The sequence below is a fragment of the Comamonas sp. JNW genome (assembly GCF_003105075.1).
Lineage (GTDB): Bacteria > Pseudomonadota > Gammaproteobacteria > Burkholderiales > Burkholderiaceae_C > Comamonas > Comamonas squillarum.
In genome coordinates this window covers 104,776-117,254 of record NZ_QETI01000011.1, presented here as the reverse complement: position 1 = coordinate 117,254, position 12,479 = coordinate 104,776, and the positions used below count along the sequence as shown (strand labels likewise).

Below are 12,479 nucleotides of genomic sequence, written 5' to 3'. Positions count from 1 at the left end.
CCATCACAAGGCGGGGGCCAGCAGGTGGCGCGTGACCAGGCCTTTGAGCAGCGGTAATTGTCCGTGGAAAAAATGCCCGCCTCCGGGCACAACCGTAACCGGTAGTATCTGAGGCCGGGCCCAGTCCATCACCGCCGACAGCGGCACCGTGTCATCGGCCTCGCCATGCACCACCAAGGTGCGCTCATGGGCTTCGGGCGGCAAGGTCGCCACCGTAAAGCGCGATGCGGCCGTGCCCACGAACACCGCCTTGTCGATCTGGCGTTGGGGCCAAAGTTCCGCCAACGCATGGCTCATCACAAAGGAGCCAAAAGAAAAACCGGCCAGCGCCAGATTCCCCTGGGGCGCGAGCTGCTCGACCACGGCCAGAAAATCATCTCGCTCGCCGCGGCCTTCGTCATAGCTGCCTGCCGACTGGCCGACACCGCGAAAGTTGAAGCGCAGCGCCGTCCAGCCGCTCGCCACAAAGGCCCGCGCCAGGGTCTGCACCACCTTGTTGTCCATCGTGCCGGCAAACAGCGGATGGGGATGGGCAATGATGGCCGTGCCGCGCTGTGCGCCATCGGGGCTGGCGGCCAGATCACGGGCCACTTCCAGAATGCCGGCCGGCCCGTGGATGGTGAAACGTTCGGTTTGCGCGTTCATGCTGCGGTCTACTCCATGGCGGGCCACCCACCGCCTGCAGCGGCAGTGGCGCCCTGTGTCTGTGCGGAAAAAAATCGGGGGAGGGAAAAAGTACGCGCTCAGCGCCCCACGTCGGGCGGGGTCAGCAAGCGCTCGACCACCTTGCCGTTCTTCAGGTGCGACTCGACGATTTCATCGATATCGTCATTGTCGATATAGGTGTACCAGACGCCCTCGGGGTAGACCGCCATGATGGGGCCGCCTGCGCAGCGGTCCAGGCAGCCAGCCTTGTTGACGCGCACCTTGCCCGGCCCGCTCAAGCCTTCGGCTTTGACGCGGGCCTTGCAGTGGTCAAACATGTCCTTGGCGCCATGGTGGGCACAGCTGTCTTCACCGTTGACGCGGTCATTGAGGCAGAAGAACACGTGGTGCTGGTAGTACTGGCCGTCGTTGCCAGGTTTTTGCTCGCTCATGCCAAGCTCTCTTCGAATGCGATCCCCCATTGTGGCAGCTTGGCGCCCGCCTGGCGCCCAGAGGCCGCAATACTGCCACGGGCTACTGCGTTTAGCCTTGCTCGGGCGGTGTGCTGGAAGCCGCGCGCTGGTCCAGGCGTTGGCGCCGGCGCGCCGCCACCACCGCAGGCAGCCGGCCCAGGCGCAGCAGCACATAGGCGATCACCGCAAACGGCCACAGCCAGCTGAGCCACTGGCCCAGGCCAAAAAAGCGGATAAAGCGCCCCTGCTCCCAGGACTGCAGGGCATCGGCGTAGTAGGGGTTGGGCGGCGACTGGTTGAGCAAGTTGACATCGATCATCAAGCCCATCAGCAGCAGCAGCACGCAGTAGCGGCGCGGCAGGCCCACCTGCAGCAGCGCCAGCGACACGGCCAGCGCAATGCCCAGGCGCGTGGTCTGGTCCAGCCAGTCCCAGGCATAGCTGGGCCCGTAACTCAGCGAGGACGACAGCGCCGAGAATGCAATCCCTGCCAGCACCACCAGCGCCACCATGGCCATGCGCCGCGTCACGCTGCCCATCACGCTGAAGGCGAGCCAGCAGGGAATCAGCAGGCCCAGCAGCACGGCCATCAACTGGCCGATGGGCGACAGCGGCTCGGTGGCCTGCATGAAGTTGGGCATCCAGTGCTCGAAGGCCGAGTTCTCCAGCATGTCGACCAGCCACATCTCCAGCCGGTCAAAGACCTGGCCCAGGCCAAAGGGCTGCGCGGCCGGGAACAGCAAGGCCAGCGGCCACAGCATCAGCAGCACGATCGCGCCCCGCGCATCGGCATCGAACCAGCGCGCCCGCACATCGCGCCAGCGCCGCAAGATACCCAGCCAGGCCAGCAGGGGCACGGCCAGCGCGCCCAGCAAGGTGCCGATGCTGTTGAGCAGCCAGTCCATGTTGCTGGACACCCGCAGCGGCAGAAAAATCTGCAGGAACTCCATCGCGAGCGACAGCAGGCTGCCCACGCACAAGGCCCAGAGCCAGCCCGTTCTGACCCAGCCATGGCGCCACCAGCCCAGGCTCAGCAGCAAGCCCAGCGGCGCATAGCCGGCCACATTGATCCAGACATCGAACCAGGTCCAGTACGGCGGCGGAATGCGGGCGAGCAAAAACTCCGCCGGCGAGATGCCCTGGGTGCGCCAGCCCGCAAAGGGAAAGAGGCTGGCAAAGACGATCAGCGCCATATACACCGGCACCAGCGGCCAGGCGATGGTGCGGTGCTCGCCGGCCGGGGCCGGCTCTTGCAGGTTGAGGGGAGCGGGGCTGCTGTCAGGCATGGTGCGTGGACCCTGGTGCGCAGATGGTGGTGCGTTAGGCGGTACCCGAGTGTGCGCGGATTAAAAGGGTTTGACGACGACCAGCACCACGATGATGACCATGGCAACCACCGGCACCTCGTTGAACCAGCGGTACCAGACATGCGAATGCCGGTCCGTGCCATTGGCGATCTTGCGCAGCAGCACCGCGCAGGCGTGGTGGTAGCCGATGACCAGCAGCACAAAGAACAGCTTGGCATGCAGCCAGCCGCCTGCGCCGCGCCACCAGCCCAGCCACAGCCACAGGCCCAGGCCCAGCGCCAGCACCGCAATCATCGTCATGAAGCGCAGGAGCTTGCGCGCCATCAGCAGCAGGCGCTCGCGCTCGGCCTGCGAGTCGGCCGGCACCATGGCCAGGTTCACGAAGATCCGAGGCAGGTAGAACAGGCCCGCAAACCAGCTGGCCACAAACACGATATGAAAGGCTTTGATCCACAGCATGAGCATGCGCCACAGTGTAGTGGCTGGCACGATGGCCCAGCGCTGGACCCCGGCTTAAACACGGTTCGATGCCGCGCTCAGGTCGGGGCTTGATCTGGCGCAAGCCAGGCACAAGCCCAGCGTCCATTCCTCCATGCCCAGCGCAGTCTCTCGGGCCCGCGCTGTGCAGCCTGGCATTGATCTGGCGCACAATTGCTGCATGCATCTGTCCAGCCCCACCCCCTTTCCCCATAACCGTCCGCGCCGTCTGCGCCGCGATGCCTTCACCCGCAACCTGGTCCGCGAGAACGTGCTCACCCCGCACGACTTCATCTATCCGGTCTTTGTGCATGAAGGACAAGGCAAGCGCGAGCCCGTGCTGTCCATGCCGGGCGTTGACCGCCTGAGCCTGGACCTGTTGCTGCCGGTGGCCGAGCAGTGCGTGGCGCTGGGCATTCCGGTGATGGCCCTCTTCCCCCAGATCGACACGGCGCTCAAGACCCCCGACGGCAAGGAGGCGCTCAACCCCGAGGGCCTGATCCCGCGCGTGGTGCGGGCGCTGAAAAAGGAATTCCCCCAACTGGGCGTGATGACCGATGTGGCGCTCGACCCCTACACCAGCCACGGCCAGGATGGCCTGCTCGACGAGACCGGCTACATCCTCAATGACGAAACTGTCGAGATTCTCGTGGGCCAGGCGCTCAACCATGCCGAGGCCGGTGTCGACATCGTCGCCCCCAGCGACATGATGGACGGCCGCATTGGCGCCATCCGCGAGGCCTTTGAATCCCAGGGCCACATCTACACCCGCATCATGGCCTACAGCGCCAAGTACGCCAGCGCCTTCTACGGCCCCTTCCGCGATGCGGTGGGCACGCGCGGCGCGCTGGGCAAGGCCGACAAGAACGTCTACCAGATGGACCCGGCCAACACCGACGAGGCGCTGCGCGAAGTGGCGCAGGACCTGGCCGAAGGCGCCGACATGGTGATGGTCAAGCCCGGCATGCCCTACCTGGATGTCGTGCGCCGCGTCAAGGACGAGTTCAAGGTACCCACCTTTGCCTACCAGGTCAGCGGCGAGTACGCGATGCTCAAGGCCGCCGCCCAGAACGGCTGGCTGGACCATGACCAGGTGATGATGGAGTCGCTGCTGGCCTTCAAGCGCGCCGGCGCCGACGGCATCCTGACCTATTTCTCGCTGGATGCCGCACGCTGGCTCAAAGAGAAAAACTGATAGCAAAAATACCAGAACGGGCTTGCACAGGCCCGTTTTTTTTGCCATGCTGCGCCTGAACCGTTCGAGGAATTCCGGTGAGTACACCCAGCAGCATCCGCATCTTTCACATCGTCGGCAACGAGGCCAGCGAACTGGCCGCCGTGCCCTATGAACTCCCGGACAAGGGCTTTTTGTGGCTGGCCTGCACGCGCGGCTACTTCAGCGAGCAGCTGGGCAGCCTGCAGCTGGCGCTGCAAAAGCTCAGCGGCGCGCCGCTGGTCGATCTGCATGTCTCCGACCTGCTCAATGCCCAGCTCCCCTCCCACTACGATTACACCTCGCAGTACGACCTGCTGGTGATACGGCGCCTGGCCAGCACCCCCTCGCAGGCGGGCACCGCCGCCTTGGCCGCCGCCCGCCGCACCGCCGCTGCCAAGCCCATCAATGAGGCGCCCCACATCAGCACCATCCCGGTGGGCTTTGCCGCCTGGGAGCGGGTGCTGCTGTCGGTGCACCCGGAGGACTGCACCGTGCGCGACGCCTATGCCCGGCGCCTGCTGCAGTTTGCCAAGGCCGGCGCGCCCGCCCCGCAGGATGCCAGCGCGCCCGACCTGGGCCAGATATCGCATGCCACGCAAGAGCGCCTGGCGCGCGAGGACAAGGCCTTTCGCAACCCCGGCAGCAGCCCCACGCCGGGCGGCCTGCAGCCCATCCGCCTGCCCATGTCCCCGGCCGATCTGATGATGCGCGTGGTCAACATCATTGTGGACAACTACCTGGACCTGCGCCGCGAGCTCTCGCGCCACCTGGACCAGTGGCAAAGCGCGCTGCTGTCGCCGCGCAAGCGCATTGCCAACTGGCAGGCGCTGCTCGAAGCGCGCCTGTCCCTGCACCAGCTCGACGAGATCTGCGAGGACCAGCGCGCCGCCGTGCAGGACTGGGTCGATGCGCTGGAGACCTGGCCCCAACCCGAGGCGCCCAGCGCCCAGCGCGAGCTCGAAGCGCTCAAGGTGCGCAGCCGCGATGTGCTCGAACATATCGAGCGCGTGGTGCACCATGTGCGCCGGCTGGAGCAAAGCACCGAGACCGCCGTGCAGATGCATTTTTCGGTGCAGAGCAACCGCGCCAACGACATCATGCGCACGCTCACCACCATCACCGCGATCTTCCTGCCGCTCAACCTGATTGCCGCGATCTTTGGTATGAACTTCGAGTTCATCCCGCTCATCCACAAGGAAGACGGCTTCTGGTGGGCGATGGGCGTGATGGCCTTCATCACGGTGGCGCTGATCGGCTTTTTCTCGTACAAACGCTACCTGACCCGCACGGGCCGATAGCGCTTGCGCCGCTGCTGCACGGATTACAGGCCCAGATCAATGCGGTAGACCGCGCGCTGCGTGCCCGTGCCGTCATCGGCCTTGTCCAGCGAGACATTAGCCAGGCCCGCCGCCTGCGCCACAGGCAACGCGTTGGCCGCCGACGTGAACAGCACCTTGCCGGCGGTCGGGGTCTTGGCAAAGCGCCAGCTGTGGGCAGCGCCGTTGGCCGCGCGGCTGATCTGCGGATGGTCCTTGATGTAGGAGATCACCACATCGCGGTTGGCATCGGGCGAGGCATAGATCGTGGCGCGGCCATCGAGCTCAGGCAGAAAGCTCTTGCCGCTGGTGGCGCGGTAGTTGTTGGTGGCGATCACAAAGTCCTGCGCCGGGTCGATGGGGGCGCCCTTGTACTGCAGATCCACGATGCGGCTGCCGACGGGCTGGGTCACATCGATCTGGTAGCGCATGTCGGCGGTGGTGAACATGTCAAAGTTGTAGCCGGGGAAGCTGCTGATCAGCCACTGGTCTGCGGTGTCAGCCGGGTCGATGCGGTTGAAGCGCTGGGCAGCGGCCTCCAGCCAGCGCTTGATCTGCGCGCCGTTCACTTTTACCGCGTAGACGGTGTTGGGGTAGAGGTAGAGATCAGCCGCGTTGTAGATCGCCAGCGGGCCGGCGGCCACATCGGTGTAATCGCCACCGCCCTGGAAGCCCGACTTGAAGGGCGCGCTCACCGACAGCACCGGCAGCTGCGCATACTGCGGCAGATTGGCCTGCACATAGCGCTGCACATAGTCCTGCTGCGCCTGGTTGACCAGCTGGATCGCGCCGGGATCGCCCACATCGGCAAACTGCGTGCCCATGCGAAAGTCCGTCTGGCCCACCGGCGTCTTCACATAGCTGATCGCCGCCTGGTGCTGGCTCTCCACCACCGGTGCAATGCTGCTGTCGACGGCGACATAGCTGGTCTTGCCGGCGGCATCCTTGCCGGTGGTGGTGCTGCGCAGCTCCGACTTGCTCTGCGTCTTGTCCACGCTCCAGGCCTTGCCGTCCCACTTCAGCGCCAGCGCCACCACGCCCAGCGCCTTGCCCCAGCTGCTGGCCATCACCGCCGGCACACCGTTGATGGTGCCGGCCTTGTTGTCGACCCCCGCCATGCTGAAGGCCGGTTGCGCGGCCGTGTCGGGGAACACGCTGTGCTGGTGGCCCATCACCATCGCATCGATGCCCGCCACCTGGCTCAGGTAGAGGCCCGGGTTCTCCATGTCGGCACGGTATTCCGAGGCGTCCAGGCCGCCGTGCAGCAGCGCCACAACGATGTCGGCGCCCTTGCTGCGCAGCTCGGGTACATACTTTTGCGCCGCCTCGACGGCGCCGGTCACCTGCACCTTGCCTTCCAGATGGCGCTTGTCCCAGCCGAGGATGCCGGGCGTGGTAAAGCCGATCACGCCGATCTTGATGGGCAGCTTGACGGCCTTGCCGTCGCTGTCGGTGCCGCTGATCTCGCGCTCCAGCACCACATAGGGCGACACCAGCGGGGCCTTGGTCTGGCTGCTGATCACATTGGCCAGCGCCATCGGGTAGCCATTGCCCGCGCACTTCTTGCTGGCATCGACGCCATCGACCTGGAGGCCGCCACCGAGCACCTGATTGAGGAAGGGCAGGCCATAGTTGAACTCATGGTTGCCCAAGGTGCCGGCATCGAACTTGAACACCGCCATGGCCTTGTACATCGACAGCTGCTGGTCGCAGGCAATCGGCGCCACCTGCGCCTCGTAGTCGGCCAGCGCCGTGCCCTGGATGGTGTCGCCGTTGTCCACCAGCAAGGTATTGGCATAGTCGCTGCGCGCCTGGCGGATCAGGGTGGCCGTGCGCTCAAAGCCGTACGAGGGGTCATCGGCCAGCTTGAAGTAGTCGTAGCTGCGGATGTTGAAGTGCAGGTCGGTGGTCTCCAGCACCGCCAACGTGGCCGTGGCCGCTTTGGTGCTGCTGGAGCCGCCACCGCCGCAGGCCGTCAGCATGGCGGCAGCGGCCAGCGCGGACAAGGCAAGCGGCGCCATCCGCAGGTCGGTGGCACGGAAAAAGGGGGTACGCATGGTGCTTATCGTTGAAAGTGAGCGATGCGCGCATCATCTGCAGCCCCTATGACGACGGTGTTACGAACGGCCCCCGAAAATGCAACAAAGCCTTGCAGGCTGCGGGCCGGCAAGGCTTGGTGCGGAGCACAGCGGGAGTGACCGCTCAGCCTACATGCTTGGCAAAAAAGGCCATGCTGCGCGCCCGTGCGGCGGCCGATGCTGCTGCATCGTACGAGCCGCGCTGGTCGCAGTTGAAGCCGTGGTCGGCCACGTAGACATAGACCTCGGCCTCGGGGTGGGCAGTGCGGAAAGCGTCCACCGACGCCAGCGAGATCCAGTGGTCCTTGTCGCCAAAATGGGCCATCACCGGGCACTTGGGCGTGCGCGCGATCTCCTCGCCCGTGGTCATGCCGCCGCCGTAGTACGGCACCGAGGCCGACAGGCCCTGGAGCTCACAGGCTGCGCGCCAGGCCAGCAGACCGCCCCAGCAAAAGCCGGTGATGCCGACCTTGCCGCCGCTGCGGCGTGCGCCTTCGTCAATCGCAGCCTGCAGGTCCAGCAGCACGCCGGGCGCCACGGCGGGCGCTTCGGCAGCGGCCTTCAGGGCCACGCCGGCTTGCATGTCGGCCTCGCTGTAGCCCAGGTCCACACCGGGCTTGATGCGGGCAAACGTGGCCGGCGCAATCGCCACATAGCCGCTTTGGGCAATGCGGTCCGCCACCGAGCGGATGTGCGAATTGACACCAAAGATCTCCTGCACCACCACGATGGCGCCGCGCGCTTGGCCTTCAGGCTCGGCGATGTAGGCCGGAAACACCTGGCCGTCGGCCGAGGTCAGATCTACAAAATGTCCCATAGCGATCACTCCTTGCTAAACAGATTCGACAGATGCGAGATTGGGGGCCTGGTCGATTATGGCGTTGCGCAGGCCGCTGCCGGCGCCGGACGCGCCAGCATCGTCAGCCAGGCGGCCACCAGCAGCAAGGCCAGCCCGCCATAGACCGCCGCCAGGCCCAACCCGGTCTGCGGGTTCACCAGGTGGATGCCCAAGGACGCGAGCAGCGAGGTCAGCAAAAAGGCCAGACCGCCGGCAATGCCGCCCGACAAGGCAGCGTGTTTGGGGAACATCGACAGCACATTGGCGAAGTGGATATTGAACACCAGGCCCGCTGCCACATGGATGCAAAAGGCGACGGCCGCCATCACTTCCAGCGATGGCCAGGACGCGGGCAGCCAGGCCGTCAGCGCCAGCAGTGCGATGAAACCAGCCATCGCCAACAGCGCAGCCTGGTGCTTGGCCGCCAGCGAGCGCGCCATCGCCGCGCGGGCGATCAAGCCGCCGCCCATCCAGGCCAGGCCCATCAGCAGCGCCAGCGACCCCGTCGTCGTGGGCGGGCGGTGGTACACGGTCTCGACGATAAAGGGCGAGGCCATGCTCCAGCCCATCACCATCGCATACGCAGCGCTGACGCAGAGCACGCCGCGCGCAAAGGCGCGGTTGCGCATGATCTCCCAGGCCCGGCTGGCCACTTCACGCGGCCGGATGGGCTGGGGCTGGGCGAGGGTCTCGCCACCGCCCAGCAGCTCCAGCACCAGCGCAACCACCGAGAACACGGCCAGCACCACAAAGTTGGCGCGCCAGCCCCAATGGGTCTGCACAAAGCCGCCGATAAAAGGCGCGCAGATGGGCCCCAGCGACCAGACCACGGTCATCCAGGTCAGGTAGCGCTGCAGTGCCGGGCCCCGGAACACATCGACAAAAAAGGTGCGCTTGCCCACCACGGCGACCGCGCCCAGCAGGCCTTGCAGCAGGCGCAGCGCGCAGATGACCACGATGTCGTCACTGACGGCAATGGCCGCGCTCGACAGCGCAAACAGGGCCAGCGCCACCATCGTGGGCCGCCAGCGGCCAAAGCGGTCCAGCAGCACGCCCACCACCAGCTGGCCCAGGCCATAGCCGGCGATGAACAAGGTCAAGGTCAGCTGGATCTGGGACGCGGTGCCGCCCAGGCTCTGGGCCATGGCGGGCATCGAGGGCAGGTAGATATCGGTGCCGATGCCCGAGAGCGGGATCAGCAAAAAGGCCAGAAAAACGCCGAATGTGGCGTTGTCAGCAGTGATTCTTCGCATGGGAGTCTGCGCCTGAAAATAAACAGGGCGCCAGTGTGCTATGTTTTTTAGACTGGTACAAGATTCTGCTTAGCCTAGGCTTGGAAGGCCTATACTGCACTGCACCATTGACCGCGAGACTAGCGCCCCATGACATTGTTTGCAGCCCCCCCACCCCATGACCCGCCAGCTGTCGCGGCCTCTGTCCGCTCGCAGGAGCTGGGCCACTTTCTGCGCGCGCGGCGCGAGAGCCTGTCGGCCGACGCCATGGGCCTGGCGCGCCACGGCCGGGTGCGCACCCCGGGCCTGCGGCGCGAAGAGGTCGCCCAGCTCGCCGGCATTGGCGTGACCTGGTACACCAAGCTCGAACAGGGCCGCGAGGTGCAACCCTCGCGCCAGGCGATCGAGGCCATTGCCCGGGCGCTGCAATGCAATGACGACGAACTGCGCCACCTCTTGGCGCTGGCGGGCATCAAGCTCGACCAGGCTGCACCCTCCGCCGACGACGCCCCCGGTGCGCTGCACATGCAGCTGCTCGACAAGCTGCTGCCCTACCCCGCCCAGATGCAAAGCGCGGCCTTTGACCTGCTGGCCGCCAATGCCGCCTATGAGCGGCTGATGGGCGTGTCGCTGCAGCAGTTGCCTGCCTTGGAGCGCAACTGCCTGCACATGAACCTGTTCAACCCCCAGTGGCAGCGCGTGGTGCGCCATGAGCCCCAGGCCATTGAGCGCATGGTGGCGATGTTCCGGGCGGCCTCCACCCAGCAAAGCGGCGATCCAGCCATTGCACAGCGGCTGGACTACTTTCTCAGGCACTCCGAGGTCTTCCGCCATGCCTGGGAGCGCTACCAGGTGCGCAGCCCCGAGAACAACGAAAAGACCTTTGACCACCCCACGCTGGGCATCATCCATCTGCGCCAGACCTACTGGTGGTCGGCCCCGCGCAACGGCATGCGCATGGTGGTCTACCTGCCCGTCAGCGACCAGGACGCCGAGGCGCTGGACCGGCTGGCCGCGCTGCCCGCGCCTTGAACGCGACCTGGGCAGCACAGTGGGCAGCGGCCGCAAGCTCGCCTAAGAACGTGTTCAAAGTCTCCTCGCGCTGCGACAGTGTCTTTGCGGGATGGGATGCTAGGCGCAGTGCGCAGCCAATAGCCAGCTATTGGCAAGCGCTGCAACGCCGCAGACCGCCCCTGCCCGGGCGGCCCTAGCCGGGCGCCCGCAAAGCCACTGTCCCTACGGGTTGGAGTGAAATCGGGCAATTTCTTCACGCTGGCCCTTGCTTGCACCCCGGTGCAAGCTGCGTTCCATCCCTTCGAACTCATCCCGATTGCACTCCAACGCGGCTACGTAGTGACTTTGAACAGGTTCTAAGATAGGGCCTCTTTTGCGAGCCGACATGCCATGACCTCAATCGTCCTTATCACCGGAGCCAGCCGTGGCATCGGTGCCGCCACCGCCGTCCTGGCCGCCCACCATGGCTGGGATGTGGCCGTGAACTACAGCAGCAACGAAGCTGCGGCCCAGGCCGTGGTGCAGGCGGTGCAGGCTCTGGGCCGCCGCGCCATCGCCGTGCAGGCCGATGTGGGTGACGAGGGCCAGGTGCTGGCGATGTTTGCGCGCGTGGACAGCGAGCTGGGGCGCATCACGGGGCTGGTCAACAACGCCGGCGTGGTGGACCGCGCCCAGCGCCTGCAGGATATGGACATGGCGCGCTGGCGACGCATGTTCGACATCAATGTGCTGGGCAGCTTTCTCTGCGCCCGCGAGGCGGTGCGCCGCATGAGCACCGCCGAAGGCGGCGCGGGCGGCAGCATCGTCAATGTCTCGAGCCGCGCCGCCTGCCTGGGCTCGGCCCACCAGTATGTGGACTATGCGGCGTCCAAGGCCGCTATCGACACGATGACCCTGGGCCTGGCCCATGAGGTGGCCGCGCAAGGCATCCGCGTCAATGGCGTGCGCCCGGGCCTGATCGAGACCGACATCCACGCCAGCGGCGGCCAGCCCGACCGCGTGCAGCGGCTGTCGGCAGGCGTGCCCTTGGGGCGCGGCGGCACCGCAGACGAAATCGCCCAGGCCATCTACTGGCTGATGTCCGAGCACAGCAGCTACTGCACCGGCTCCTTCATCGATGCCGGAGGCGGCCGCTAGGCCGCCCGTTCTGACGGAACCCACCATGCGCCCTGCTCCCCATGTTCTGCTGCTGGAAGACGATCCAGCCATTGCCCGCACCGTCTGCTATGCGCTCGAGCGCGATGGCATCGGCTGCACCCACAGCCTGTTGCTGGCCGATGCCCGCGCGCAGTGGGCCAGTGGCCACTTTGATGCGCTGCTGCTCGATGTGGGCCTGCCCGATGGCAATGGCCTGGACTGGTGCCGCCAGCTGCGCGTTGCTGGCTCGCCCGCGCCCATCCTGGTGCTCAGCGCCCGGGGCGAAGAAGTCGACCGGGTGCTGGGCCTGGAGCTGGGCGCCGATGACTACCTGAGCAAGCCCTTCAGCCCGCGCGAGCTGGTGGCCCGCACCCGCGCACTGCTGCGCCGCGCCCAGCAATTTACGCTGGCGCCGGCCAGCGCCAGCAGCGCCCCGCCCCATGCCGCCAGTGCTGCCTTCCAGCTCGACGAGGCCGGCCAGTGCGTGCGCCTGCAGGGCGTGCTGCTGGATCTGACGCGGCGCGAGTTCCAGCTGCTCAGCAGCCTGCTGGCCGCGCAGGGCCGCATCCTCAGCCGCAACCATCTGCTCGATGCCGTCTGGGGCCTGCACAGCGACAGCACCGACCGCACGGTGGACACCCACATCAAGACCCTGCGCGCCAAGCTGCGCGCCGTGGTGGCCGACCGCGACTTCATCACCACGCACCGCGGCATGGGCTACAGCCTGCGCGATGGCGACTGAGGACC

At 66.3% G+C, this 12,479-nt stretch carries 12 protein-coding genes; 5 read left to right on the top strand and 7 right to left on the bottom strand.

Going from position 1 to position 12,479, the window contains the following annotated elements; translation table 11 throughout:
- Positions 1 to 3 precede the first annotated feature (3 nt).
- The 4 genes from DCO45_RS16310 to DCO45_RS16295 form a co-directional block, all read right to left on the bottom strand.
- Positions 4 to 645 carry an alpha/beta fold hydrolase gene (locus DCO45_RS16310; protein ID WP_116926817.1) on the bottom strand — a complete coding sequence of 214 codons (642 nt, stop codon included), beginning with the start codon at positions 643 to 645 and terminating at the stop codon, positions 4 to 6.
- Positions 646 to 743: 98 nt separating this feature from the next.
- Positions 744 to 1,097, bottom strand: coding sequence for an NAD(P)H-dependent oxidoreductase subunit E (locus DCO45_RS16305; RefSeq protein ID WP_021026531.1), 354 nt, complete (start codon positions 1,095 to 1,097; stop codon positions 744 to 746).
- 91 nt (positions 1,098 to 1,188) lie between these two features.
- A complete protein-coding gene (locus DCO45_RS16300; RefSeq protein WP_116926816.1) occupies positions 1,189 to 2,403 on the bottom strand; it encodes a VanZ family protein in 1,215 nt (404 codons plus the stop codon).
- A 60-nt stretch (positions 2,404 to 2,463) separates the two neighbouring features.
- Complete coding sequence (locus tag DCO45_RS16295; protein ID WP_027010811.1) at positions 2,464 to 2,883, bottom strand: CopD family protein; 420 nt, start codon at positions 2,881 to 2,883, stop codon at positions 2,464 to 2,466.
- A gap of 199 nt (positions 2,884 to 3,082) precedes the next feature.
- Here DCO45_RS16295 and hemB point away from each other — a divergent pair, with 199 nt between their 5' ends.
- Both hemB and DCO45_RS16285 read left to right on the top strand, forming a co-directional pair.
- Entirely contained in the window at positions 3,083 to 4,096 is a 1,014-nt protein-coding gene (gene hemB / locus DCO45_RS16290) for a porphobilinogen synthase (RefSeq protein WP_021026528.1), read from the top strand.
- 77 nt (positions 4,097 to 4,173) lie between these two features.
- On the top strand, positions 4,174 to 5,415 hold the full coding sequence (locus DCO45_RS16285; protein WP_243419385.1) for a magnesium transporter CorA family protein: 1,242 nt from the start codon (positions 4,174 to 4,176) through the stop codon (positions 5,413 to 5,415).
- A gap of 23 nt (positions 5,416 to 5,438) precedes the next feature.
- Here DCO45_RS16285 and DCO45_RS16280 read toward each other — a convergent pair whose 3' ends face one another.
- The 3 genes from DCO45_RS16280 to DCO45_RS16270 form a co-directional block, all read right to left on the bottom strand.
- On the bottom strand, positions 5,439 to 7,490 hold the full coding sequence (locus DCO45_RS16280; RefSeq protein WP_116926815.1) for a bifunctional 2',3'-cyclic-nucleotide 2'-phosphodiesterase/3'-nucleotidase: 2,052 nt from the start codon (positions 7,488 to 7,490) through the stop codon (positions 5,439 to 5,441).
- A 145-nt stretch (positions 7,491 to 7,635) separates the two neighbouring features.
- Positions 7,636 to 8,328 carry a dienelactone hydrolase family protein gene (locus DCO45_RS16275; protein WP_116926814.1) on the bottom strand — a complete coding sequence of 231 codons (693 nt, stop codon included), beginning with the start codon at positions 8,326 to 8,328 and terminating at the stop codon, positions 7,636 to 7,638.
- Between the two features lie 56 nt (positions 8,329 to 8,384).
- Complete coding sequence (locus DCO45_RS16270) at positions 8,385 to 9,602, bottom strand: MFS transporter (RefSeq protein WP_116926813.1); 1,218 nt, start codon at positions 9,600 to 9,602, stop codon at positions 8,385 to 8,387.
- Positions 9,603 to 9,731: 129 nt separating this feature from the next.
- On the opposite strand from DCO45_RS16270, the gene DCO45_RS16265 reads away from it, so the two are divergent.
- From DCO45_RS16265 to creB, 3 genes are all read left to right on the top strand, one after another.
- Positions 9,732 to 10,613 (top strand): helix-turn-helix transcriptional regulator, encoded by an 882-nt coding sequence (locus DCO45_RS16265; RefSeq protein ID WP_116926812.1) that lies wholly within the window; start codon positions 9,732 to 9,734, stop codon positions 10,611 to 10,613.
- Positions 10,614 to 10,985: 372 nt separating this feature from the next.
- Entirely contained in the window at positions 10,986 to 11,732 is a 747-nt protein-coding gene (locus tag DCO45_RS16260) for an SDR family oxidoreductase (protein ID WP_116926811.1), read from the top strand.
- A gap of 25 nt (positions 11,733 to 11,757) precedes the next feature.
- Positions 11,758 to 12,474, top strand: a complete 717-nt coding sequence (gene creB, locus DCO45_RS16255; RefSeq protein ID WP_116926810.1) for a two-component system response regulator CreB — start codon at positions 11,758 to 11,760, stop codon at positions 12,472 to 12,474.
- The last annotated feature ends 5 nt before the right edge of the window (positions 12,475 to 12,479 follow it).